This window comes from Pseudonocardia sp., from assembly GCF_029263155.1.
Taxonomy (GTDB): Bacteria; Actinomycetota; Actinomycetes; order Mycobacteriales; family Pseudonocardiaceae; genus Pseudonocardia.
Genome location: NZ_JAJCYB010000101.1, coordinates 71,456 through 94,569, shown reverse-complemented (window position 1 = coordinate 94,569; position 23,114 = coordinate 71,456). Strand labels below are relative to the sequence as shown.

24 protein-coding genes are annotated in these 23,114 nt (G+C 73.5%); 12 read left to right on the top strand and 12 right to left on the bottom strand.

What is annotated here, in order from left to right; all coding sequences use genetic code 11:
* Positions 1–26 precede the first annotated feature (26 nt).
* The 3 genes from Q1K26_RS20985 (at position 27) to Q1K26_RS20975 (ending at position 4,414) form a co-directional block, all read left to right on the top strand.
* The gene (locus tag Q1K26_RS20985) at positions 27–1,202 is read left to right on the top strand and encodes an alpha-hydroxy-acid oxidizing protein (protein ID WP_300015644.1); all 1,176 of its coding nucleotides are present in this window, start codon (positions 27–29) and stop codon (positions 1,200–1,202) included.
* 109 nt (positions 1,203–1,311) lie between these two features.
* Positions 1,312–3,126: a serine/threonine-protein kinase gene (locus tag Q1K26_RS20980; RefSeq protein ID WP_300015641.1), complete on the top strand. Its 1,815-nt coding sequence runs from the start codon at positions 1,312–1,314 to the stop codon at positions 3,124–3,126.
* Between the two features lie 172 nt (positions 3,127–3,298).
* The gene (locus tag Q1K26_RS20975; RefSeq protein WP_300015638.1) at positions 3,299–4,414 is read left to right on the top strand and encodes a heparan-alpha-glucosaminide N-acetyltransferase domain-containing protein; all 1,116 of its coding nucleotides are present in this window, start codon (positions 3,299–3,301) and stop codon (positions 4,412–4,414) included.
* Between the two features lie 74 nt (positions 4,415–4,488).
* Here the strand turns inward: Q1K26_RS20975 and Q1K26_RS20970 are convergent, their stop codons facing one another.
* From Q1K26_RS20970 to Q1K26_RS20950, 5 genes are all read right to left on the bottom strand, one after another.
* Positions 4,489–6,813 (bottom strand): excinuclease ABC subunit UvrA, encoded by a 2,325-nt coding sequence (locus Q1K26_RS20970; RefSeq protein WP_363320508.1) that lies wholly within the window; start codon positions 6,811–6,813, stop codon positions 4,489–4,491.
* An 8-nt stretch (positions 6,814–6,821) separates the two neighbouring features.
* Complete coding sequence (locus tag Q1K26_RS20965; protein ID WP_300015635.1) at positions 6,822–7,271, bottom strand: nitroreductase/quinone reductase family protein; 450 nt, start codon at positions 7,269–7,271, stop codon at positions 6,822–6,824.
* Entirely contained in the window at positions 7,268–8,047 is a 780-nt protein-coding gene (locus Q1K26_RS20960) for an ABC transporter permease (RefSeq protein WP_300015632.1), read from the bottom strand. Before Q1K26_RS20960 ends, Q1K26_RS20965 begins: the two co-directional genes overlap by 4 nt.
* A complete protein-coding gene (locus Q1K26_RS20955) occupies positions 8,044–8,673 on the bottom strand; it encodes an ATP-binding cassette domain-containing protein (protein WP_363320510.1) in 630 nt (209 codons plus the stop codon). The genes Q1K26_RS20960 and Q1K26_RS20955 overlap by 4 nt, the downstream gene beginning before the upstream one ends.
* Before the next feature lie 112 nt (positions 8,674–8,785).
* Positions 8,786–9,364 (bottom strand): PadR family transcriptional regulator, encoded by a 579-nt coding sequence (locus Q1K26_RS20950; protein ID WP_300015629.1) that lies wholly within the window; start codon positions 9,362–9,364, stop codon positions 8,786–8,788.
* 110 nt (positions 9,365–9,474) lie between these two features.
* Here Q1K26_RS20950 and Q1K26_RS20945 point away from each other — a divergent pair, with 110 nt between their 5' ends.
* Complete coding sequence (locus Q1K26_RS20945; protein WP_300015626.1) at positions 9,475–10,107, top strand: DUF4232 domain-containing protein; 633 nt, start codon at positions 9,475–9,477, stop codon at positions 10,105–10,107.
* A 52-nt stretch (positions 10,108–10,159) separates the two neighbouring features.
* Here Q1K26_RS20945 and Q1K26_RS20940 read toward each other — a convergent pair whose 3' ends face one another.
* Complete coding sequence (locus Q1K26_RS20940) at positions 10,160–10,345, bottom strand: hypothetical protein (protein WP_300015623.1); 186 nt, start codon at positions 10,343–10,345, stop codon at positions 10,160–10,162.
* A 129-nt stretch (positions 10,346–10,474) separates the two neighbouring features.
* Here Q1K26_RS20940 and Q1K26_RS20935 point away from each other — a divergent pair, with 129 nt between their 5' ends.
* Together Q1K26_RS20935 and mgrA are read left to right on the top strand one after the other, a co-directional pair.
* Positions 10,475–11,329 (top strand): LysR family transcriptional regulator, encoded by an 855-nt coding sequence (locus Q1K26_RS20935; protein ID WP_300015621.1) that lies wholly within the window; start codon positions 10,475–10,477, stop codon positions 11,327–11,329.
* Positions 11,330–11,352: 23 nt separating this feature from the next.
* Positions 11,353–12,381, top strand: coding sequence for an L-glyceraldehyde 3-phosphate reductase (gene mgrA / locus Q1K26_RS20930; protein ID WP_300015618.1), 1,029 nt, complete (start codon positions 11,353–11,355; stop codon positions 12,379–12,381).
* Positions 12,382–12,410: 29 nt separating this feature from the next.
* On the opposite strand, the gene Q1K26_RS20925 is transcribed toward mgrA, so the two are convergent.
* Positions 12,411–13,046 (bottom strand): TetR/AcrR family transcriptional regulator, encoded by a 636-nt coding sequence (locus Q1K26_RS20925; protein WP_300015615.1) that lies wholly within the window; start codon positions 13,044–13,046, stop codon positions 12,411–12,413.
* A 58-nt stretch (positions 13,047–13,104) separates the two neighbouring features.
* Here Q1K26_RS20925 and Q1K26_RS20920 point away from each other — a divergent pair, with 58 nt between their 5' ends.
* The gene (locus Q1K26_RS20920) at positions 13,105–13,257 is read left to right on the top strand and encodes a hypothetical protein (RefSeq protein WP_300015612.1); all 153 of its coding nucleotides are present in this window, start codon (positions 13,105–13,107) and stop codon (positions 13,255–13,257) included.
* Between the two features lie 125 nt (positions 13,258–13,382).
* Here the strand turns inward: Q1K26_RS20920 and Q1K26_RS20915 are convergent, their stop codons facing one another.
* From Q1K26_RS20915 to Q1K26_RS20905, 3 genes are all read right to left on the bottom strand, one after another.
* On the bottom strand, positions 13,383–13,583 hold the full coding sequence (locus Q1K26_RS20915; RefSeq protein WP_300015609.1) for a DUF3072 domain-containing protein: 201 nt from the start codon (positions 13,581–13,583) through the stop codon (positions 13,383–13,385).
* Positions 13,584–13,703: 120 nt separating this feature from the next.
* The gene (bfr, locus tag Q1K26_RS20910; protein ID WP_300015606.1) at positions 13,704–14,189 is read right to left on the bottom strand and encodes a bacterioferritin; all 486 of its coding nucleotides are present in this window, start codon (positions 14,187–14,189) and stop codon (positions 13,704–13,706) included.
* 131 nt (positions 14,190–14,320) lie between these two features.
* A complete protein-coding gene (locus tag Q1K26_RS20905; protein WP_300015603.1) occupies positions 14,321–14,518 on the bottom strand; it encodes a (2Fe-2S)-binding protein in 198 nt (65 codons plus the stop codon).
* 72 nt (positions 14,519–14,590) lie between these two features.
* On the opposite strand from Q1K26_RS20905, the gene ligD reads away from it, so the two are divergent.
* From ligD to Q1K26_RS20875, 5 genes are all read left to right on the top strand, one after another.
* Positions 14,591–16,495 (top strand): non-homologous end-joining DNA ligase, encoded by a 1,905-nt coding sequence (gene ligD, locus Q1K26_RS28850; protein ID WP_363320507.1) that lies wholly within the window; start codon positions 14,591–14,593, stop codon positions 16,493–16,495.
* 25 nt (positions 16,496–16,520) lie between these two features.
* Entirely contained in the window at positions 16,521–17,318 is a 798-nt protein-coding gene (locus tag Q1K26_RS20890) for a glycerophosphodiester phosphodiesterase family protein (RefSeq protein ID WP_300015600.1), read from the top strand.
* Positions 17,319–17,364: 46 nt separating this feature from the next.
* Entirely contained in the window at positions 17,365–18,660 is a 1,296-nt protein-coding gene (locus Q1K26_RS20885) for an MFS transporter (protein WP_300015597.1), read from the top strand.
* A 318-nt stretch (positions 18,661–18,978) separates the two neighbouring features.
* Positions 18,979–19,323 carry an RNA polymerase-binding protein RbpA gene (locus Q1K26_RS20880; protein ID WP_141276432.1) on the top strand — a complete coding sequence of 115 codons (345 nt, stop codon included), beginning with the start codon at positions 18,979–18,981 and terminating at the stop codon, positions 19,321–19,323.
* 81 nt (positions 19,324–19,404) lie between these two features.
* Complete coding sequence (locus Q1K26_RS20875) at positions 19,405–20,676, top strand: cytochrome P450 (RefSeq protein ID WP_300015594.1); 1,272 nt, start codon at positions 19,405–19,407, stop codon at positions 20,674–20,676.
* Positions 20,677–20,734: 58 nt separating this feature from the next.
* Here Q1K26_RS20875 and Q1K26_RS20870 read toward each other — a convergent pair whose 3' ends face one another.
* Both Q1K26_RS20870 and lnt read right to left on the bottom strand, forming a co-directional pair.
* Positions 20,735–21,490: a polyprenol monophosphomannose synthase gene (locus Q1K26_RS20870; protein WP_300015591.1), complete on the bottom strand. Its 756-nt coding sequence runs from the start codon at positions 21,488–21,490 to the stop codon at positions 20,735–20,737.
* Positions 21,483–23,087, bottom strand: coding sequence for an apolipoprotein N-acyltransferase (gene lnt / locus Q1K26_RS20865; protein WP_300015588.1), 1,605 nt, complete (start codon positions 23,085–23,087; stop codon positions 21,483–21,485). The genes Q1K26_RS20870 and lnt overlap by 8 nt, the downstream gene beginning before the upstream one ends.
* Positions 23,088–23,114 lie beyond the last annotated feature (27 nt).

Sequence of the window (23,114 nt, the reverse complement as noted above, 5' to 3'; positions counted from 1 at the left end):
CATTCCGTTGCCAGTAGGTTCGGCCGATGACCGTGCCGTTCTCCTCGTACGCCGCCGAGATCTACCTGCGCGGGCTCGGTGGCGAGGTACCCGGGTACCCCACCGACCCCGCGCAGCTGGAGACCGCCGCGCGCGCCGTGCTCACCGACGGGCCCTTCGGCTACGTCGCGGGCGGGGCCGGCTCCGGCGCCACGATGCGCGCCAACCGGGCCGCGTTCGACCGGGCCGCGCTCGTGCCGCGGATGCTGCGCGACACGACCGAGCGGGACTGGTCCACCACCCTGCTCGGCACCGCGATGCCCGCGCCGCTGCTGGCGGCCCCGATCGGCGTGCTGTCGATCCTGCATCCCGACGGCGAGCTCGCGGTGGCCCGGGCGGCGGCGGCGCTGGGCGTGCCGATGGTCCTGTCGACGGCCGCCTCGCACACCCTCGAGGAGGTCGCCGAGGCCTCCGGGGAGGGTCCCCGCTGGTTCCAGCTCTACTGGCCCACCGAGGACGCCGTCACCGTCAGCCTGCTGCAGCGCGCCCGCGCCGCGGGCTACACCACCCTGGTCGTCACGCTGGACACGTGGACCCTGGGCTGGCGCCCGGCCGATCTCGACGGCTCCTACCTGCCGTTCCTGCGCGGCGTCGGCACGGCGATCCCGTTCTCCGACCCGGCGTTCCGGGCCGGCCTCGCCTCGGCCCCCGAGGACGACCTGATGGCGGCGGTCGGGCGCTGGGTGCCGATGTTCACCGGCACCGCGCTGCGCTGGGACCGCCTCGACCTGATCCGCGAGCACTGGGACGGGCCGATCGTGCTCAAGGGCGTCCAGCACGTCGACGACGCGCTGCGGGCCGTCGACGCCGGGATGGACGGGGTGGTGGTGTCCAACCACGGCGGCCGGCAGGTCGACCGGGCCATCGGCGCGCTGGAGGCGCTGCCGGGCATCGTCGGCGCCCTGGACGGGCGGGCCGCGGTGCTGTTCGACTCGGGCATCCGCACCGGCGCCGACGCCGCGGTCGCGCTGGCGCTGGGCGCCGACGCCGTGCTGCTGGGCCGCCCCTACGCCTACGGGCTCGCGCTGGGTGGTGAGGACGGGGTGCGGCACGTCCTGCGCAGCGTGCTCGCCGAGCTGGACCTGACGCTGGCCCTGTCCGGGTTCGCCGACCTGGCCTCGCTGCGCGCGACGCCCGACGCGGTCAGGTCCACCCCACGCTGACCGGGCGCGGTCGCGACGGCGCCCGGACGTGGGGCCGGTCCTGGCGGCAGGGCCGGCCCGGTTGATGCCATAGTGGTTCCGGACGGATCGGGCGGACGCGGGAGGCGGCGTGGACGGGGTCACCTCGCTGATCGCCGCCCTGCTCACGATGCTGCGGGCCGTGGTCGGCGGCGACGTCCCGCCCAGCAGCTGGGCGTGGGCGGTCAGCCTGCTCGGTATCGGCGTGGGGCTGCTGCCCGCCGTGGGCGCCGTGATCGTGGCGCTGCTGCGCAAGCGGATCGGCTCGCACTACGGGGTGGGCGGCGGCCTGGTCGTCGTCGGCACCGGGCTGCTGTTCGGCGGGCTACTGCCGTGGCTGGCCTTCGTCGGCGCCGGGACGGTGCTCAGCCGCGCCGCGGGCGGGCCGGAACGCTCGGGCCTGTCCCGCGACTCCATCGCGGAGCTGGCCGAACCCGTGCCCGGGGTGCCCTTCGCCGACCTGGTCGTCGACACGCAGGGCACCTACCTGGGCCGGGGGAGCGTGGCCGCCGCGTTCGACCCCGCCAACCCGGCGCTGTTCGTCGTCGCGCTGGTGGGGCTGGCCGGGATCCCGCTCGTCACGGCCGCGTTCGTCGCCGTGCAGGCCCGGCTCGCGCTGCGCCGCGGGCCGATGTGGCCCTCGAAGTTCTTCTGGGCTCCCACCCTCGCGCTGGCCCTGCTCACGGCGTCCACCCCGGCCGGGTCGTCGGGGCACCTGTGGCTCGGCGCCGTCACCGGCGCGTTCCTCGGGATCTTCGTGGTCCTGCTGTTCGGCGTTCCGTCGCGGGAGACCGTGCGCAGGTCGCTGGAGCCCGCCGCGGCGCCCCGGCCGGCGACCCCGCCGCCCTCGCCACCCATCCGCACGCCGGCGCGTCGTCGCCCCGACGGCGCCGCGCCCGAGGACGTCGGCGGCCGGCGGTTGTCGGACCGGCTCGCCCAGCGGTTCTCGGCGCGACCACCGGAACCGCCGGTGGTGCCGCAGCCGGGGCCCGCGCCGATCCCGAACCCGACGCTGGTCGCGCCCGCCGGGTTCCTCGGGAGCGGCACCGCGTCCGGCACCCGGTTCCAGCTCGTGCGGCGCCTGGGTGAGGGCGGGTTCGGCAAGGTCTGGCTGGCCCACGACGCGAAGCTCGGGCACCAGGTCGCGCTGAAGGCGGCCCACGCCCCGGACGCCGAGACCGAGCAGCGGCTCCGGCGCGAGGCCACCGCACTGGGTGCCGTGCGCCACCCGCACTGCGTGCGCATCCATGAGCTCGTCGACTCCCGCAGCGACCCCGGCCTGGCCGAGCTCGACGGCATGGTGATCGTGATGGAGTACGTCGAGGGGCAGTCATTGGGCGAGCTGGTCCGCGGGCGCGGCGTGCTCGACGACATCGCGGCCGCGCGGGTGTGGGCGTCGGTCGCGGGGGCGCTGGACGCGGCGCACCAGATGGGCGTCATGCACCGGGACGTGAAGCCGGGCAACGTCGTCGTCGACCCGAGCGGGCTCGCCCACCTCATCGACTTCGGCATCGCCCGGCGCACCGGCGACGCCACGCTGACGATGGCCGGGTTCGTCCTGGGCACGCCCGACTTCCTGGCCCCCGAGGTGGCGGGCGGGCAGCGGGCCACCCCGTCGTCGGACGCCTGGCAGCTCGCCGCCACCATCGCGTACGCGCTGACCGGGCACCCGCCCCGCGGCGGGCACCCCGACGCGATCTCCGGGCTGCGCGCGGCCGCGGCCGGGGCCCCCCTCACCCACCTGCCGCCGCGCAGCGCCCACCTCGCCCTGCTGCACGCCAGCATGCACAACGACCCCGCACAGCGCCCGTCGCTGCGGGAGGCGCGCCATGCCCTGGAGAACTGGCTGCAGCGCGCCGGCGCGCGTCCCGACGGCCCGGTCACCGTCGTGACGACCCGCCGCTGACCCGCCCCCGCCCCGCCGCCGCGCACCGCCGCCGCCGCGCGCCGCCGCGTCATAGCGCCCGGTCCGGGCGATCCGGGGCATGGATCACGGGCGCCACATCGGTGCGCACGTAGGCTGCGGCGGTGGCCGCACCCACCGCTCCCGCCCGGCCCGGCCGGGTCCGGTCGGGCCGGTGACGGCCCCCCGCGACCGCCTGCTCGGCGTCGACGCCGCACGTGCGGTGGCGCTCGTCGGCATGTTCAGTACCCACACCCTCCCGCTGCGTGCGCCCGACGGATCGGAGTCGTGGACGGGCCTGCTCGCCGACGGCCGGTCGTCGGCGCTGTTCGCGGTGCTGGCCGGGGTCGGGGTGGCCCTGTCCACGCCCCGCCCACCCGACGCCCGTGCCCACCTGGCCGCGGGCGCGGGGCTGCTCGTGCGGGGGGTGCTGGTCGGGCTGCTCGGGCTGACCCTCGTCGGCCTGGACCCGCCGGTCGCGGTGATCCTGGCCTACTACGGGCTGCTGTTCGTGATCGCGATCCCGCTGCTACGGCTACCCGCCGCCGCGCTGGGGTTCGGCGCGGTGCTCGTCGGGATCGGGATGCCGTTCCTGAGCCACCTGCTGCGCACGGGGCTGCCCGACGGGCCGGGGGAGCAGGCGGGACTGGCCGCGCTGGCCGAACCGGGCGACCTGCTCGTGACACTCGCACTCACCGGCTACTACCCGGTCCTGCCGTGGACGGCGTACCTGCTGGCCGGGATGGCGGTCGGGCGTCTGGACCTGCGGCGGGTGCGGGTCGCGGTCGCCCTGCTCGTCGGTGGTGGGCTGCTCGCGGCGGTGGCGGCCGCGGTGTCGGCGGTGCTGGTCCGCGACGCGGGCCTCGACCGGGTCGAGATGCTCCGGCGCCAGTACGGCAGCACCCCCACCGACACCTGGTGGTGGCTGGCCGTCGACATCCCGCACTCGGGCACCCCGTTCGACCTCGTCCACACCATCGGCACCGCACTCGCCGTGCTCGGGCTGATGCTGCTGCTGGCGCACGTGTCGCGGGCGCTGGTGTGGGTCCCGGCCGCGGTCGGCGCGATCCCGCTGACGCTCTACACGCTGCACGTGGTGCTGCTGGCCGCCTACCCCGCGGAGGGCGACGGTCGCGGCACGGTGCTGCTCGCGCACCTTGCCGGGGCGCTCGTCATCGGGGTGGGGCTGCGGGCCGCCGGGCGTCGCGGGCCGCTGGAGCGGGTGGTGTCCGGCCTCGGGCGGGCGGCCCGGGACTCGGTGGGGGAGCGGGGTGCGCGGCACCGCGCCTGATCACCGGACGAGTGGCACTCTCGTACGAACCTGTGGGACGAGAGTCCCGTTCGGTGCAGGACGATCGCGCCTGATCACCGGGCCTCGGCACCCACGTGCCGGGCCAGGTGCTCCCCGGTGAACGAGCCGCCCGCCGTGATCAGCTGCGTGGGCGGTCCCTCGAAGACGACGGTGCCGCCCGCGTCGCCGCCGTCGGGCCCGAGGTCGATCACCCAGTCGGCGTGGGCGATCACGTCGAGGTTGTGCTCGACGACGATCACCGAGCTGCCCCCGTCGACGAGCCGGTCGAGCAGCCCCAGCAGGTGCCCGCAGTCGGACATGTGCAGCCCGGTGGTGGGCTCGTCGAGCACGTACGTGTTGCCCTGCTCGTGCAGCCGCCCCGCCAGCTTGAGCCGCTGGCACTCGCCCCCGGACAGGGTGGACAGCGGCTGCCCCAACGTGAGGTACCCCAGCCCGACGTCGACGACGGCCGACAGCCGCTTGGTGATGTCCCTGGTCGACGCGAAGAACTCCAGCGCCTGGGCCGCGGTCATGTCCAGCGCGTCGGAGACCGACTTCCCGTCGACGGTGAGCGAGAGCACCTCGTCGGTGTAGCGGCGGCCGAGGCAGTCGGTGCAGGTGGAGCGCACGCCGTCGAGGTAGGCGAGATCGGAGTACAGCACGCCGAGGCCGTTGCAGGTGGGGCAGGCGCCGGTGGAGTTGAAGCTGAACAGCGCGGGCTTGACGCCGTTGTGCTTCGCGTAGAGCTTGCGGATCGCGTCCATCGTGCCGGTCCAGGTGGCGGGGGTGGACCGGATCGAGGTGGCCACCGCCGTCTGGTCGACGACGATCGTGCCGGGGTGCTGGGGTACCAGCACGTCACGCACCAGCGTGGACTTGCCCGACCCCGCCACCCCCGTGACGGCCACGAGCACCCCGAGCGGCACGTCGAGATCGAAGCCGCGCAGGTTGTGGGCCGTGGCTGCGGTGACGCGCAGGTGCCCGGTGGGCGTGCGCGGCTGGTCCCGGACGGTGACCGGGCGGTGCAGGAACTCCCCGGTGAGCGTGCCGGAGCCCGCCAGCCCGGCGACGTCACCCTGGTAGACGATCTGCCCACCCCGGCTGCCCGCGTGCGGTCCCAGCTCGACCACGTGGTCGGCCGCGGTGATCACGTCGGTGTCGTGCTCGACGACCAGCACCGTGTTGCCCTTGTCGCGCAGCCGCACCAGCAGGTCGTTCATCCGCCCGACGTCGCGCGGGTGCAGCCCGATCGTGGGTTCGTCGAACACGTACATCACGTCCACCAGCGACGACCCGAGGTGGCGCACCATCTTGATCCGCTGCGATTCCCCGCCGGACAGCGTGGAGGTCTCGCGCTCCAGCGTGAGGTAGCCCAGCCCCATGTCGATCAGCGCGCCCACCCGCGCCGTCGCCTCGTCGACGATGGGCGCGATCTCCGGGTCGCCGAGGCGGGGCAGCACGGCGTGCAGGTCGACCAGGGGCAGTGCGCACAGCGCCGGAAGCGTGTGCCCGCCGACGGTGGCGCTGCGCGGCGCCTCGGCGAGCCGGGTGCCCCCACAGTCGCCGCAGCGCACCGAGGTGGTGTACCGGGCGAGCGTCTCCTTCTTGCGGTCCGAGGTGCCGTCGCCGTCGGCCTGGATGAACAGCCGGTTGAACTTGGCCTCGACGCCCTCGAACTCCATGTTGATCGTCTTGCGGCCCGGGCTGGCCAGCGCGACCTTCTCGTCGGCCCCGAACAGCAGCAGCTGCCACTCCGCGTCGGTGTAGTCGACCAGCGGCTTGTCGTTGTCGAACCTGCCGCTCTGCGCGTAGATGTGCCAGTACCAGCTGTCGACGGCGAAGTCCTTGTGCCGGATCGCGCCGCCGTTGAGGGAGAGCGACCGGTCGAACATCACCGCGTGGTCGAGCTGCACCTTGCGCCCGATGCCGGCGCAGCCCGGGCACATGCCCGCGGGGTCGTTGAAGCCGAAGACGTGCCCGTACCCGACGTGCGGTGTGGAACGCCGCGAGAACAGCAGCCGCAGCAGCGGGTTGATGTCGGTGACGGTGCCCAGCGTGGAACGCGAGCCGCCGCCGAGCCGGCGCTGGTCGACGACGATCGCGGTGGACAGGTTCTCGATGAGGTCGGCGTCGGGCTGGCCGAGCTTGGGCAGGAACCCGCGGACGAACGCCGAGAACGTCTCGTTGAGCTGGCGCTGGGCCTCCGCGGCGATGGTGTCGAACACCAGCGACGACTTGCCGGACCCGGACACGCCCACGAACGCGGTGATCTTCCGCTTCGGGACGCGGACGGACACGTCGCGCAGGTTGTTCTCCCGCGCCCCGGTGACGACGATGTACTCCTGCGGCACGACGAGCTCCCCCGGATCGGTGACTGCGGGCATTGTGTCGCTGGGCACCGACAGTCTCATCCGGCCTCGATCCGGAACACCGGACAGATCCCGGCCACGGCCTCCATGGCCGCCGGTGTGACGTCCGCGACGACCCCGGCGTCGCGCATCATCTCCACCCCGTCCGGGGTCAGCGCCGGCCATTCCCGCAGCACCGACAGCGCGGCGGCGGCGTCGAGCTCCACCAGCCGCACCCGCTCGTCCCCTCCACGGGTGCGCAGCGTCCCCCGCCCCGCGGCCCGGACGTTGCGGATCCAGTCGGCCGCGGGGAACCCGCCCAGCACGAACCGCTCCCCGCCGCGCTCCAGCACCGTCAGCGGGGTGTGCCGGGGCAGCCCGCTGCGCCGCCCGGGGACGGTGAGCACCGGCAGGTCGAACTCCAGCGTCCCGGACCGCTGCTGCGCCATGAGCCCCTCGTTCATCTCCTTGAGCCAGGCGGGCGGCTTGATGTCACGCAGGTCGGTCATCGACTCATCTCCCGGTATCGGTGGACGGACAGCGGTGCGAACACCGCGACGATCAGCAGCGGCCAGAGCACGGCCGCGAGAACCGCGTGCCGGGCGATCCACGACTCCCCACCCCAGCCGGGATTGCCGAACAGCTCCCGGGCCGCGGCCGCGGTGGCCGAGAGCGGGTTCCACTCGGCGATCGCGGACACCACGACCGGCATCGACGCCGGCGCGACGAACAGCCCGGACAGGAAGGCGACGGGGAACTCCAGGGTCTGCACGGCGGTGACCGCGCCCGGACCACGCACGAGAAGCCCGAGGTAGATGCCCACCCACAGCAGAGCGAACCGCAGCATCAGGAGCAGGCCCACGGCCACCAACGCCGGGCCGAGCCCGTTCGGGGCCCGCCAGCCGACGGCCAGCCCGGCGAGCAGCAGGACGGCCAGCGCGAGCGTCGAGATCACCATGTCGGCGGCCGCCCGCCCCATCAGTACCGCGGAGGCCGACATCGGCATCGACCGGAACCGGTCGGTGATCCCGCGCTGCGCGTCGGTGACGACCGCGACCATCGTCGAGGAGACGCCGAACAGCATCGTCATCGTGAACAGCCCGGGCAGCAGGGCCGACCGGTAGTCGCCGCCGCCGGGCACCGTCATCATCCCGCCGAACAGGAAGACGAAGATCAGCATCATCAGGATCGGGAAGCCGACGGCGTTCACGATCTCCTCGGGCCGGCGGCGCAGGTGCGACAGGTAGCGCCCGGTGAGGACCCCGGTATCGATGATCGTCGTCATGCTCGCACCTCCGTGAGGTGCAGGAACACCTCGTCGAGGGTGGGGCGCCGGACGGTGAGGTCCTCGGCCGCCACACCCTCGGCGCCCAGCGCGACCACCGTGGCGGCGAGCGCCGCCATCCGGTCGGACACCGGCACGCTGATGAACCGCCGGTCCGGGTCGGTCTCGACGGGCACCCCCGCGATGCGTTCCACGAGCGCCGCGGCACGCCCCAGGTCCCGCGCGTGCCGCACGACCAGCTCCAGATGGTCGCCGCCGAGCCGCTCGCGCAGCGCGTCCGGCGTGCCCTCGGCGACCACGCGGCCCTCGCCGCGCCCGCCGAGCACGGAGATGCGGTCGGCGAGCTGGTCGGCCTCGTCGAGGTACTGGGTCGTGAGCAGCACGGTCGTGCCCTCGGCGACGAGCGCACGCACGGCCGCCCAGACCTCGGCGCGGCCACGGGGGTCGAGCCCGGTCGTCGGCTCGTCGAGGAACAGCACGGCGGGCGCCAGGATCATGCCGACGGCCAGGTCGAGCCGCCTGCGCATGCCTCCCGAGTAGCGGCTCACCGGCTGCGCGGCCGCGTCCACGAGCCCGAACCGCTCGAGCAGCTCGTCGGCCCGCCGCCGCGCCGCGTCCCGGGACAGGTGGAACAGCCGGCGCCAGCCATGTGCCTCCGATGTTCAAACTTGAGTCCGAGCCACCGAGTGTGCTCGGCGGGGACGGACTATGCAAACTTGAGTCGATGCCCGGCCGACGTCACTCGGTGAGCGCAGGCCAGCTGCCGGGCCTGCCGGGGGAGTCCGGCTCACCGGCCATCGCGTACGCGCCGGCCTCGAGTCGGGCGATCAGCCCGGCCGTCCAGTCGACGCCGCCCGTCGCGGTGTGCTCCCACAGGCCGTAGAGCTCCGACCAGTGCGGGGCGTCGGCCCACCCGTCGAGCTGGGCGCGTGCCTTGTCGCGGATCTGCTCCAGCGCGGCGAGCCGCTCGCGCAGCAGCCGCACAGCCTCGGCCCGGGACAGCGACGGGAGCATGGCGAGCGCGGCCCCGAGCTGGTCGGGACGGCTCGCCGGGCGGCGCACGGCGTCGCGGAGCAGCCGCAGGTACTCGGCCTCACCCTTCTCGGTGAGCTCGTAGTCCGTGCGACCCGGCACGTCGTGGTGGTCGAGCAGCATGCCGGCGTCGGTCAGCGCGCGCAGTGCGTGGTAGATCGACCCCCACTTCGCGTTGGCCCAGTCGGCCGCGTCCCAGGACTGCAGGTCGGTGCCGATGCGGTAGCCGTGGGCGCGCCCGTACCCGCGGACGATGCCCAGGACGAGCAGGCGGGTGGCCGACATGGCCCACAGCGTATCGGGCGTCACCCGATCGGATCGTTGCATCACGCAACCGAAATCCCCGGCAAGCGTCCCTGGTTGTGTAGAGCACGAACGAGGGATCGGGGGATCTCATGACCGGCAACGCTCGACTGCGCTGCGCCGCGACGGTGCTCGCCGCCGCCGCACTCCTCACCGCGGGCTGCTCGTCCGCGAGCACCGGTACACCCGACGGGACCGTGATCGGGACCTCACCCGCCGCCGCGCCGCCCACCACACCGCCCACGACGGTGCCGCAGGCCGGCACCCCGGCCGACGGGTCCGGGGGAGGGGACGCCGATCCGGCCCGCTGCACCACGGCCGAGCTGACCGGCTCCCTCACCGACGGCGACGCGGGCGCCGGCTCACGTTTCGTCACGCTCGTCCTGACCAACACCGGCTCCCGCACGTGCGAGCTCACCGGGTTCCCGGGCGTCTCCTACGTGACCGGTGACGACGGGCACCAGGTCGGCCCGGCCGCGGCGATGGACGGCGAACGCGGGGGTCCGGTACGGCTGGAGGTCGGCGACTCGGCGGGGGCCGCACTGCGGCTGGTGAACGTGGCCAACTACGACGCCGCGGTGTGCATGCCCACACCGACGAGGGGCCTGCGCGTGTACCCGCCCGGGGACACCGCATCGCTGTTCGTCCCGGCCGAGGGCACCGGCTGCGCGGGCACCCCGCCCGGTGACCAGCTCAGCGTGCAGACCCTCACCGCCCGCTCGTAGGGACGCAGCACGGGCCCCGCCGCAACGAGCGATGCAGCGGGAGGGCGGGGCGTCAGCGCGCGAGGTACTCGCGGCCGCGCTGGACGGAGTCTCCGTAGACGACCGACATGCGGCCGAACTCACGCAGGCCGTGCAGGGGGCGGGTGAACAGCGTGCGCCGGCCCGGCCCCTCCGCGGCGTAGGACAGGACCAGCAGGACCGCTCCGGCCAGTGCCAGCATGGCGAGGGTCACCATCATGATCGTCGTTCCTCCTCGGAATCGTTCGGGGTTCGGGCGAACTGCCCGTCACCACGACGGTAGGCTCGGCTCTGCGGGAAGTGAAATGCCATCTCACCTCCTCTTATGCCGCTGAGGCATGATGTGGCGATGGAGGTCGAGATCCGGCACGTCCGCGCGTTCCTCGCTGTCGTCGACGACGGCGGGTTCACCGCCGCCGCAGCCCGGCTGAGGGTCACCCAGCCCGCACTGAGCCGAACCGTCGCCGAACTGGAACGTCGACTGGGGGAGCGGTTGGTCGACCGTGCCCGGCGGCCGGTCCAGCCGACCGCGGCCGGGGCGGCGTTCCTGCTCCAGGCCCGGCGGCTGCTGTCGGTGCACCGGGAGACCGTGCAGGCGCTGGACGCCGACGTCGGTGTGCTGCGCGTCGGGTTCGCGTGGAACGCCGCGGGGGAGCGCACGACGGCGATGATCCGGAGGTTCGAGGCCGAGCATCTCGACACGCGCGTGGTGCTGCGGCGCATCGACACGGCCACCGCCGGGGTCGAGGACGGTCGCTGTCACATCGCGCTCGTGCGGACCCCGCCCGGTTCCCCGCGCCTGGACTGCGCCGTGATCGGCAGGGAGTCCCGTGTCGTGGCACTGGCTGTCGGTCATCCGCTGGCGGGCCGGACATCGTTGGGGCTCGACGACGTGCGCGACGAGCCGCTGCTCGTCAACTCGGTGGCCGGCACGACCTCGCCACGGCTGTGGGGGACCGCCTACGCCGACCGCACCGTCGTCGAGGTGCGCAACACGGCGGAGTGGATGCACGCCGTCGCACTGGGCCGCGGGATCGGCGTGACGGTGACCTCCACGGCGGCCTTCCACGCCCATCCCGAGGTGCGCTTCGTGCCGCTGCGCGACGCGCCGCCGCTCGACGTCCTCGCGATCTGGCCGTGCCGCGGCACGCACCCGCGCACCGCCGACTTCGTGGCCGCGGCACAGGCGGTCGCCGCCCGTTGACGGCCCCGCAGCAGAATGGGGCGGTGGACCACCGAGCCGACCCCTCCCGCTACGACGACGCGACCTTCCGCCGCACCGGGCGCAGCGGCCTGCTGCTCCCGGCGATCTCGCTGGGCCTGTGGCACAACTTCGGCGACGACACGCCGCTGGAGACGCAGCGCGCGATCCTGCGCCGCGCCTTCGACCGCGGTGTCACGCACTTCGACCTGGCCAACAACTACGGCCCGCCCTACGGCAGCGCCGAGTCGAACTTCGGCCGGATCTACGCCCAGGACCTGCGCCCGTACCGCGACGAGCTGATCCTGTCCACGAAGGCCGGCTACGACATGTGGCCCGGCCCGTACGGGCAGGGCGGCGGGTCGCGCAAGTACCTGCTGGCGAGCCTGGACCAGTCGCTGGCCCGGATGGGCGTCGACTACGTCGACATCTTCTACAGTCACCGCTTCGACCCGGACACCCCGCTCGAGGAGACGATGGGTGCGCTCGACACGGCCGTCCGTTCGGGCCGGGCCCTCTACGCGGGCATCTCGTCCTACTCCGCCGAGCGCACCCGCGAGGCCGCCGCGATCCTGCGCGAGCTGGGCACGCCGCTGCTGATCCACCAGCCGTCGTACTCGATGCTCAACCGCTGGATCGAGGAGGGCCTGCTCGACGTGCTGGGGGAGACGGGCGTCGGCTGCATCGCGTTCTCGCCGCTGGCCCAGGGCATGCTGACCGGCAAGTACCTCGACGGCATCCCGGAGGACTCGCGGGCCGCACAGGGCAAGTCGCTGGCGAGGGAACTGCTCAGCGAGCAGGCGCTGCGCCACGTCCGAGCGCTGCACGAGATGGCCGCGGCGCGTGGCCAGAGCCTGGCCCGGATGGCGCTGGCCTGGGCCCTGCGTGACCCGCGCGTCACCTCGGTGCTGATCGGGGCGAGCAGCGTCGCCCAGCTCGACGACAGCCTCGGTGCACTGGAGAACCTGTCCTTCGACGACGAGGAGCTCGCGCGCATCGACGAGCACGCCGTCGACGGCGGCATCAACCTCTGGGCGGCGAGCAGCGCGGGCTGAGTCGGCGGGCTGAGTCAGCGCGGGCTGAGTCAGCGCGCCGGGGCGCCGACCATCCGCAGCGCGAGGTCGGCGTAGACCTCGCCGATCGTCTCGGGTGTGTCGGACCCGTCGAGCCGGTACCACCGCACCAGGTCGATCCCGAGCGACACCACGGCGCGGACGGCCCGGTTGACGTCCGGAACATCGAACACCCCCTCCGCCGCGCCCCGTGCCACCGCCGTGCGCATGACGTCGGTGAACTCCTGCCGCAGCTCCAGCACGACGGCCAGATGGTCCGGTTCCAGGGCCGCGAGCTCGTACTGGCAGACCCGGGCGACCGTGTGGTGACGGGCGTGCCAGGTCACCAGCGCGACCACCAGCCGGCGCAGGTACGCCCGGCTGTCGCCGTCGTCGGGCTGGGACCGCAGCGCGTCGAGCGCCCGACGGTGGCCGGTTCGCGAGACCTCGAACAGCACCGCCTCCTTCGACGGGAAGTGCACGTAGAGCGCGCCCGGGCTGAGCCCGACCGCGGCGGTGACGTCGCGGGTCGTCGTGGCGTGGAAGCCGGTGCGGGCGAAGCAGAGCACCGCCGAGTCGAGCAGGGCGACCCGGGAGCCCGACCCGTCCCAGAACCGGGCCCCGACCCGATCGGCATCGCCACCACCACGGCGCTGTACGGAGCTCACCTCTCGACCCTCCCGTCCCCGACGGCGTCGGTTGACACGACCTGGCTGCGAGGTAACTATGCGCTTAGTCACTGAACGCGACAAGGTGGTCGGCCGGGCACGCGGCCGGCTCGACGAGCTCGCCGGGCACGGGGTGACCGAGATCGTGTTCCAGCCGTGCGGGCCCGACACCCGGCGTGAACTCGAACGCTTCCGGGAGGCGGCGGCCTGAGCACGGGCCCGGGCCACGGTGATCGACGGGCGCGGAACCCCCGCGATCGACCACGTGGAGCGGGCCGAGAGGGAGCCGAGTGGACCTGCGCTCAGGTAACTGTCATAACTACGATTATCGGATGTCTACCGGCCTCGGCCGGTGCGCTCCTGGAGCTCGTCGATGCGCCGGGACGCGTCGGCCTTGGACAGCTCGCCGGGGACGTCCTCGCCCGCCTCCGGTGCCAGCGTCTGCAGGTAGGACTTCTGGTCGCCCGTCATCGGCTCGTCGCCGGTGGTCCAGCGGTCGCGATTCTTCTCGGCACCCGCGATGTTCTCGTCAGCCATCGCTCGAACATGTCGTCGAGCCTCTCCCGACGCACGCCGGGACCCGTCGCGGCACGTTATGACAGGTCACGCGCCGCCCGGGGATCCCGGCGTTGCCGTCGTGAGCGCTCCGGTCGTGACTCAGCCCGGGTTGGGCGGCTGGTCCACCAGCTGCGCCAGGTAGAGCTGCTCGCCGAGCTTGCCCATCAGCTCGAGGTTGGTCTCGATGTAGTCGATGTGGTGCTCCTCGTCGGCGAGGATCTCCTCCAGCAGGGCCGCCGTGGTGGCGTCGCCCTTCGCCCGGCACATGATCACGCCGGGACGCAGCCGCTCGACCACGGCCAGCTCGATGGACAGGTCGGCCTCCAACTGCTCCTTCACCGTCTGCCCGATGCGCAGCGTGCCGAGGCGCTGGTAGTTGGGCAGCCCCTCCAGGAACAGGATGCGGTCGGTGATCTTCTCCGCGTGCTTCATCTCGTCGATGGACTCGTCGCGGGTGTAGGAGGCCAGCTTCGTGAGACCCCAGTTCTGCTGCATCTTGGCGTGCAGGAAGTACTGGTTGATCGCGGTGAGCTCGCTGGTCAGCTGCTCGTTGAGCAGGTCGATGATCTCGGGGTCGCCACGCATCGGGTGTGTCCTCGCTTCGTCGGTGCCGGAAAGGCACGACGCTAGCGGCGCTCCACGATCGTGTCGGACCCAGGATCGCCTGTTCGGAGCACAGGGACGCCTCAGGCCAGGTCATGCACACCCAGGTGACCTCAGGCGGTGGGGGGCAGCTCGGCCAGGTCGGAGCAGGCGTGGGAGGCGGCGAGCAGCGCGTCGATGTGCTCGTGGCAGCCGCCGCAGCCGGTGCCGGCGTCAGTGGCCTCGCCGACCTCGTCGACGGTGCGCGCGCCGTTGGCGATGCACGAGCGGATCTCCCGGTCGCACACCCCGAAACACATGCACACGTACACAGGCGTTCCTCTCCTTAGGCATGCCTATGCTCGCATTCGATCACGCTGTGACGCAAGCCCTAGTCTGTGCTCGTGCCGCTGCACGAGTACCGCCGCAAGCGCGACGCACGTCGCACCCCCGAGCCGGTGCCCGCCGAGGACCCGCAGACGCGGGGGCCCGGGACCCGGTTCGTCATCCAGGAGCACCACGCGCGCCGGCTGCACTGGGACGTGCGCCTGGAACGCGACGGCGTGCTGGCGTCCTGGGCCGTGCCGAAGGGCCTGCCGGCCGACGGGGAGACCGTACGGCTGGCCGTGCGCACCGAGGACCACCCCATGGAGTACCTCGACTTCCACGGTGAGATCCCGGCAGGCGAGTACGGCGGCGGCACGATGACCATCTGGGACTCCGGCACCTACGAGACCGAGAAGTGGCATCCGCGCGAGGTCGCGGTCGTGTTCCACGGCGAGAAGGCCCGCGGGCGCTACGTCTTCATCCGCACCCACCGGGAGGGGGAGAAGGACGCCTGGCTGCTGCGCCGCTCCGACCCCACACCGCCCGACCAGGACCCGCTCCCCCGCGACACCCGGCCCATGCTCGCCACCCCCGGCCCGCTCCCCGAGGGCGCGGGCTGGTGGCTGCAGGTGGGGTTCGGCGGCCGGCGCGTGATCGTCCGGGTCGAGGGCGGCCGGGCGACGGTCGCCGACGCCGACGGCGCGGACCTGACGGGCACGCTCCCCCACCTGCGCGGGCTGGGCCCGTCCCTGTTGGCCACCCGCGCCCTGTTCGACGGCGAGCTGGCTCCCGACACCGCCGACCTCTGGATCGGCGACCTGCTGCACCACGACGGCGAGGACCTCACGGCGCTGCCGTTCCACGAGCGCCGCGCCCGGCTCGACGCCCTGCCGCTGGACGGCGCGCACTGGCGCCCGGCGCCGGTGTTCCCCGGGGCGGGAACGGAGGTGGTCGACGCGGTACGGGCGCAGGGGCTGCCCTGCGTCGTCGCCAAGGACGGCGACTCCCCCTACGAGCCCGCCCGGCGCAGCGACCGGTGGGTGGAGGTCGCCACCGGACCCGCGCAGCCGGCGCGGCCCGCGCAGCCCCGGCGGGAACCACGGCTGGGCCGCGCGCGCCTCACCAACCCCGACAAGGTGCTCTACCCGCTCACCGGCACCACGAAGGCGCAGGTGTGGGAGCACTACCTGGCGGTGGCCGAGGTGATGCTGCCGCACCTGCGCGACCGGCCGCTGACCATGGTCCGCTGGCCCGACGGCGTGGAGCGGGGTTCGTTCTTCGAGAAGGACGTCTCCCGGCACGCCCCGGACTGGATCCGCACCGCGCGCGTCGGGACCCCGGGAGGTCGTTCGGAGAGCGCCGAGTTCCCGGTGCTCGGCAACGTCGACGGCCTGGCCTGGGCGGCCAACCTCGCCGCACTCGAGCTGCACGTCCCGCAGTGGCGACTCGGCCCCCGTGACGGGCGGCACCTGCCCGACCTCGTGGTGTTCGACCTCGACCCGGGCGAGGGCACCACCGTCGTCGACTGCGCACGGCTCGCCCTGCGCATCGCCGAGCGCCTCGCCGACGACGGCCTCGTCGCCCACCCGCGCACCAGCGGCGGCAAGGGGATGCAGCTCTACCTGCCGGTCACGGTGTCCCGGGCCGAGCAGACCTCCGAGTTCGCGAAGGCGCTGGCCGAGGAGCTCGCGGCCGACGACCCGAAGCGCGTCGTCGCCGTCATGACCAAGGCGCGCCGCCGCGGCCGGGTCTTCGTGGACTGGAGCCAGAACAACCCGCACAAGACCACGATCGCCAGCTACTCGCTGCGCGGTCGCGCCCGCCCGACCGTCGCCACCCCCGTCACCTGGGACGAGGTGCGGGCCTGCCGGCGCGTCGAGGACCTGACCTTCACCCACGCCGATCTGCCCGCCCGGGTCGCCGAGCACGGCGACCTGATGGCCCCGGTACTCGAGCCGGGCCCGCGGCTGCCCCGCCGGTAGGGCCGTCTCGATACTCTGGGCGATCATGGGACACCCCTACCTCGACGGCCGCTACCCGCGCGCCTACGCCCACCGCGGCTGGCACCTCGACGACGGGGTCGGGGGCGGCGGGTTCGAGAACACGATGGCCGGGTTCGTCCGGGCGGTCGACGAGGGCTTCTCCTACCTGGAGCTCGACGTGCACGCCTCGGCCGACGGGGTAGCGGTCGTGCACCACGACCCCACGCTGGACCGCACCACCGACGGGACCGGGCGGATCGCGCTGCAGCCTGCCGCGGCCCTGGCCGAGGTCCGGGTCGGCGGGGTCGAGCCGATCCCGCTGCTGGAGGAGGTGCTCACCGCGCTGCCGGACACGCGGATGACCGTCGAGCTCAAGTCCGCGGCGGCCGTGGACGTCACCCTGGCGGTCCTCGAGCGGCTCGACGCGTGGCACCGCGTCTGCCTGGGCGGGTACGACGAGCGCTGGCTGGACCGGGCGCGGCGGGCGGCCGGGCCGCGGCTGTGCACGTCGATGGGGCAGACCTCGGCTCTCGGGCTGCGCTCGCGCGGCTGGCTCGACGCGCTGCCCGCCCCGCTGTCCCGGCTGCCCGCGCTGCCCTTCACAGGCCAGCTCGCCCAGCTGCCCCGCAGGTTCGGCCCGCTCACCGTCGTGGACGCCCGGCTGGTGGCCACCGCTCATGCCGCGGGTCGCGAGGTGCACGTGTGGACCGTCGACGAGCCCGCGGAGATGACCGAGCTGCTCGACCTGGGCGTCGACGGGCTGCTCTCGGACCGCCCCGACCTGCTGCGCGAGGTGTTGCAGGCCCGCGACGCCTGGACGTGACCGCGCGGGCGTGTATCCGGCCGTCGCGTCCCGCTACCCTCCGGCCGTGAGCACCGACGCGCCTGCGGGCGCCGCGTCCGTGACCCGGGGCCAGGTGTTCGCCTGGGGGCTGTGGGACTGGGGTTCCGCGGCCTACAACGCCGTGATCCTGACGTTCGTCTTCTCCGTGTACCTCACCGACGCCGTCGGCGACGACCTGCCGGGGCCGATCGACGCGAACAGCTGGCTGGCCTGGTCCATCGGGGCGTCCGGGCTGCTCATCGCGTTGATGGCGCCGGTGCTCGCGCGGCGGGCGGACGCGGCCGGTCGGCGCAAGCGCGCGGTCGGCGTGTGGACGGCCCTGACGATCGCCACGATGGCGGGCCTGTTCCTCGTCGAGGACGACTACTCCTACCTCGCGCTCGGGCTGGTCCTGCTGGGGCTGGGGTCGATCTTCTTCGAGCTCGCGTCGGTGTCCTACAACGCGATGCTGGTGCAGGTGTCGACGCCGGAGACGGTCGGCCGGGTCTCGGGCTTCGGCTGGGCGATGGGCTACGTCGGCGGGATCGTGCTGCTGCTGGCCGTCTACCTGGGCCTGATCGTCGGCGACGGCGGGCTGCTCGGCGTGCCGACCGACCGCGGGTTCGACATCCGGCTGGTCGCGCTCGTGGCCGCAGGCTGGTTCCTGGTGTTCGCGCTCCCGATGCTGCTGCGGGTGCCGGAGCTCCCACCGGATCCGGACCGGCCCCCACCCGCCGGCGTGCTGGACTCCTACCGCGCCCTGTTCGCGACGCTGCGCGAGCTGTACCGCACGAGCCCGCACACGCTGTACTTCCTCGGCGCCAGCGCTCTGTTCCGCGACGGGCTGGCCGGGGTGTTCACCTTCGGCGCGGTGCTCGCGGTGACCGTCTACGGGATCGCCGCGGACGACGTCCTGATCTTCGGGGTCGCGGCCAACGTGGCGGCGGCCGCGGGCGCGTTCGCCGCCGGTTACCTCGACGACCGGGTGGGGCCGAAGGCGGTGATCGTCGGCTCGCTGGTCGCCATGCTCGCGGTCGGGATGGTCCTGCTGGTCGTCTCCGGGCCCACCCTGTTCTGGATCTTCGGGCTGGCGCTGTGCCTGTTCGTCGGGCCGGCGCAGTCGGCGTCGCGCACCTACCTCGCGCGGCTGGCCCCGCCCGGCCGGGAGGGTGAGCTGTTCGGCCTCTACGCCACGACCGGGCGCGCGGTGTCGTTCCTCGCGCCCACCCTGGTCGGGCTGTTCACATTCCTGTTCGCCTCCGACCGCGCCGGCATCGTGGGCATCCTGGTCGTGCTCGGGGCGGGGCTCGCGGCGCTGCTGCCGGTACGCCGTCCGGTGTGATCGCCGCAGGCCGCGCGATTCGGGCGGCCCGGTAACGACGTGCCGACCGACGTGTAAACACCGGCGCAGCAGCCGGTGATATAAGTCACAGTTGGCTGACACGTCACATCAGCGTGTGCGATCGGCCGGGATGGGCCACACTGGCGGATCGGGACGGCGAACAGCTGGGTGTCGGCTCCTGTGTTCTTCGTGAACAGAACACATCGACACCCGTCGCGGATCGTCCCGGCGCGGGAACAAACGGCTGCGACGCAGACGTTACACCCGCTGGTGATGACCGCGGGAGGCTCCCACGGTCGGAGAACGGGAGGAAGACGCATGGCCGACCGCGTGCTCCGTGGCAGCCGGCTCGGGGCTGTCAGCTACGAGACCGACCGCAACCACGACCTCGCACCGCGGCAGTCGATGCGCTACGCGTGCCCGCGTGGGCACGACTTCGAGGTGCCCTTCTCGCACGACGCCGAGGCTCCGCACACGTGGGAGTGCCGCCTGCACGGCAGCATCTCCAAGCTGGTGGACGGCTCGGAGCCGGAGCAGAAGAAGACCAAGCCGCCGCGCACGCACTGGGACATGCTGCTCGAGCGCCGCTCCGTCGCCGATCTCGAGGTGCTGCTCAACGAGCGCCTGGAGCTGCTGGCCGAGCGTCGCCGCGAGATCGCCTGACGCGGATCGACACCGGGCCCGGGACCACATCGGTGGTCCCGGGCCCTTGTGCGTCCGGACCTGTCACGCCACTGTGGGCGCGTGATCTCACCGGGCCACCTCGGGTTCTGGGCCCGGCCGGACGAGGAGCGGGTGGCCGCCTTCGCCGCACTGCGCCGCCACGACCGTCCGCAGTGGATGCGGTTCCGCAACCGCACGCCGTTCGTGCCGACCGACGACGGCTTCTGGGCGATCGTCCGGCACGCCGACGTCGTCGAGGCCAGCCGCCATCCGGAGCTGTTCGGCAACGAGCCCACGGCCGCGTCGTTGTACGACCTGCCGCCGTGGATGGCCCGCTACCTCGGATCGATGATCAACATGGACGGCCCGCGCCACGCACGGATGCGCAAGGTCGTGGCCAGGGCGTTCTCGCCGCGGCTGCTCGCCGACCTGGAGGCCGGCGTCCGGGACCGCGCCGCCCGGATCGTCGACGACGTGGTGCGGGACGGGCCCGGTGACTTCATCGCGCAGGTCGCCGGGCGGCTGCCCGTGGAGGTCGTGTGCGACCTGCTCGGCATCCCGGAGCAGCACCATGCGCTCGTCACCCGACACGGCAACGCACTGGTCGGCTTCACCGACCCGGAGTACATCGGCGTCAGCCGCGACTACCTGCTGCGCCACGGCGCGCCGGGGCCGCGGCACATCGTGCCGGTCAGCGCCCGCCTGATGCGGGCGGGCCAGGCGCTCACGACGCTCGTGGGCCGGCTGGGGCGCGAGCGGCTCCGCGAACCCCGCGGCGACCTGATCTCGACGCTGGTCCACGCGAACCCCGACGGCGAGCGCCTCACCCCGCGCGAGGTCGGCACGCTGTTCGTCCTGCTGGTGCTGGCCGGCAGCGAGACGACGCGCGCGACGATCGCGCACGCGCTGCGACTGCTCACGACGCACCCCGAACAGCGCGAGCTGCTGCTGGCGGACCTGGACGGCCGGACCGGCGGGGCCGTCGAGGAGGTGGTGCGGTTCGTGAGCCCGGTCATCCAGTTCCGCCGCACCGCCACGGCCGACGCCGAGCTGGGCGGCCGCCCGATCCGGGCGGGCGAGAAGCTGTTGCTGTTCTACAACTCGGCCAACCGCGACGCCGCCGTCTTCACCGAGCCCGACCTCTTCGACATCACCCGCTCCCCCAACCCGCACCTCGGGTTCGGCGGACCCGGACCGCATTTCTGCCTCGGTGCGAACCTGGCGCGGCTGGAGGCCACGACCATGCTGCGCGAGCTGTTCACCCGGTTGCCCGGCATCCGGGCCGTCGGCGAGCCGGAGCTGCTGCTGTCGAACTTCACCCACGGGATCAAGCGGATGCGGTTCGCGGTCTGACGGCTACCGGCGTCGCGAGCGCGACCGGTGCGCCGTGCCGCCCGCCCGGCTCACCGTTTCACGTACGGACCCGGTCTCGCCGCAGCACCCGCTGCACCCCCCAGCGGGTGACGCTCCACAGCGCCTCGCCGACGATCGCACGGTTCATCTTCGACGCGCCCCGCTCGCGCTCGACGAACGTGATCGGCACCTCGCGGACCCGGAACCCGGCCTGCACCGCACGCCACGCCATGTCGACCTGGAAGCAATAGCCCTGCGAGGCGACCTCGTCGAGGTCGAGCTCCTCGAGGACCTGGCGCCGGAAGGCGCGGTACCCGCCGGTGAGGTCGCGGATCGGGACCCCGAGCGCCAGCCGGGAGTACAGGTTGCCACCGCGCGAGAGCCAGGCGCGGTGCGCCGGCCAGTTGACCACCTCGCCGCCGCGCACGTACCGGGACCCGAGCACGAGGTCGGCGTCGCGCAGCGCGTCGAGCAGGGCCGGGAGGTCCTCGGGGGCGTGCGAGCCGTCGGCGTCCATCTCGACGACGACCCCGTGCTCGCCGCGCAGCGCCAGCGCGAAACCCGCCAGGTAGGCGGCGCCCAGGCCCTCCTTGGTCGTGCGGTGCAGGACGCGAACCCGGGGGTCGGCGGCGGCCATCTCGTCGGCCAGTGCACCGGTGCCGTCGGGGCTCGCGTCGTCGACGACGAGAACGTCGGCGTGCGGCACCGCCGCGTGCAGCCGCGACACCACCGGCCCGAGGTTCTCCCGCTCGTCGTAGGTCGGGATGACCACCAGCACCGGACCGAGCGCCCCAGGAGGTGGGGCTTCAGACATCGACGTTCCTTCCCGCACCGCGACGTCGCCGCACGACCGCCGCGGCGATCGCCACCAGCCCGAGCACGACCAGGGTCCACTCCGGACCGGATCGCAGTTGGCTGGCAATGGTACTGGTGGTGCGCAGCGTGGTCGGCTCGACCAGCACCTCGGCGGTGAACTGCTCGGTGCTCTGCGTGACCGTCCCGTCCGGGGTCACGGTGGCGCTCACGCCCGAGGTGGTGGCGACGACGGCGGAGCGGTCGAACTCGACCGCCCGGATCCGCGACATCGCCAGCTGCTGGAACGTCATGTCGGTGAACCCGAAGGTGGCGTTGTTGCTGGGCACGGCGAGCACCTCGGCCCCGGCGGCGACGCTGTCGGCGAGCAGGTCGTCGAACGCGATCTCCCAGCAGATCGCGATGCCGACGCGCACCCCGTTCATGTCCAGCGCCCCCTCCCCCGGGCCGGGCAGGAAGTTGCTGGCCCGGTCGACGTAGGGCGAGAAGAGGCGGAAGAAGCTGCGCCACGGCATGTACTCGCCGAAGGGCTGGATGCGGCGCTTGTCGTTGCGCGCGACCGGCCCCGCACCCGGCTCCCACACCAGTGAGGAGTTGCTCGCGGTGGGCCCGTCGGCGTTGGCCATCTCGGGCGGGTTGCGCAGGACGGTGCCGACCAGGATCGGTACGCCGACCGCCTGTGCGGCGCGGTCGATCTGCGCGGCGGCGTCGGGGTTCTGCAGCGGGTCGATGTCGGAGGAGTTCTCCGGCCAGATCACCAGGTCCGGCCGGGCGACCCGGCCCGCGGCGACGTCCGCGCCGAGCGCCTCGGTGGCGCGGACGTGGTTGTCGAGCACCGCGCGGCGCTGGGCGTTGAAGTCCAGGCCCAGCCGCGGGACGTTGCCCTGCACGGCGGCGATGGTGACGACGCGGTCCGGTGCCGGGCCCGGGAACGCCGGGACCAGCGCCGCCAGCGGTCCGGCGAGCAGCGCGGCCACCGTGATCAGCGCCGGCACCCGCCACCGCCGCCACCCCTGCCGGACCACGAGCCGGCGCACCAGCTCACCCAGCGCGAGCCCGGCGAGCACGGTGACGAACGAGAGCAGCGGCACCCCGCCGATCGCGGCGAGCGGCAGCAGCGGGCCGTCGGGCTGGCCGAACCCGACGCGGCCCCACGGCATGCCGCCCCACGGGATCCGCCCGCGCACCGACTCGCCGATGCCCCACACGGCGGCCGCCCACAGCGGCCACGCCGGCAGTCGCGACACCAGCGCCATCCCGGCGACGGCGACGGCGACGAACAGCGACTCGAACACCGACAGCGCGATCCACGGCAGCCACTGCACCAGCGAGCTGACCCACACCAGCAGCGGGGTCAGGAACGCCATCGCGAACACGAAACCGAGGCCGAAGCCGCCGCGCGCGGTCCGGCCGTGCACGACGAGCGCGAGCAGCGCGAACGCGGGAATCGCCAGCCACCACAGCGTGCTGGGCGGGAAGCTCAGGTACAGCAGGTAGCCGCCCGCGGCGGCGCCGAGCAGGCGGGCCAGGGATGCGGTCCACCCGCTGCGGGTGGGGACCCCGGGGGGCGGGGCGGGATCGGTGGTGGGTGCGGCCACCCACCGAGCCTACGTGCTGCCCGCGAC

Coding starts and splice junctions, on each gene's coding strand:
- Q1K26_RS20985 (WP_300015644.1), top strand. CDS start 27: ATGACCGTGCCGTTCTCCTCGTACGCCGCCGAGATCTACCTGCGCGGG.
- Q1K26_RS20965 (WP_300015635.1), bottom strand. CDS start 7,271: ATGACCGACCTGCGTGACATCAAGCCGCCCGCCTGGCTCAAGGAGATG.
- Q1K26_RS20960 (WP_300015632.1), bottom strand. CDS start 8,047: ATGACGACGATCATCGATACCGGGGTCCTCACCGGGCGCTACCTGTCG.
- Q1K26_RS20950 (WP_300015629.1), bottom strand. CDS start 9,364: ATGTCGGCCACCCGCCTGCTCGTCCTGGGCATCGTCCGCGGGTACGGG.
- Q1K26_RS20945 (WP_300015626.1), top strand. CDS start 9,475: ATGACCGGCAACGCTCGACTGCGCTGCGCCGCGACGGTGCTCGCCGCC.
- Q1K26_RS20940 (WP_300015623.1), bottom strand. CDS start 10,345: ATGATGGTGACCCTCGCCATGCTGGCACTGGCCGGAGCGGTCCTGCTG.
- Q1K26_RS20935 (WP_300015621.1), top strand. CDS start 10,475: ATGGAGGTCGAGATCCGGCACGTCCGCGCGTTCCTCGCTGTCGTCGAC.
- Q1K26_RS20920 (WP_300015612.1), top strand. CDS start 13,105: ATGCGCTTAGTCACTGAACGCGACAAGGTGGTCGGCCGGGCACGCGGC.
- Q1K26_RS20915 (WP_300015609.1), bottom strand. CDS start 13,583: ATGGCTGACGAGAACATCGCGGGTGCCGAGAAGAATCGCGACCGCTGG.
- bfr (WP_300015606.1), bottom strand. CDS start 14,189: ATGCGTGGCGACCCCGAGATCATCGACCTGCTCAACGAGCAGCTGACC.
- Q1K26_RS20890 (WP_300015600.1), top strand. CDS start 16,521: ATGGGACACCCCTACCTCGACGGCCGCTACCCGCGCGCCTACGCCCAC.
- Q1K26_RS20880 (WP_141276432.1), top strand. CDS start 18,979: ATGGCCGACCGCGTGCTCCGTGGCAGCCGGCTCGGGGCTGTCAGCTAC.
- Q1K26_RS20870 (WP_300015591.1), bottom strand. CDS start 21,490: ATGTCTGAAGCCCCACCTCCTGGGGCGCTCGGTCCGGTGCTGGTGGTC.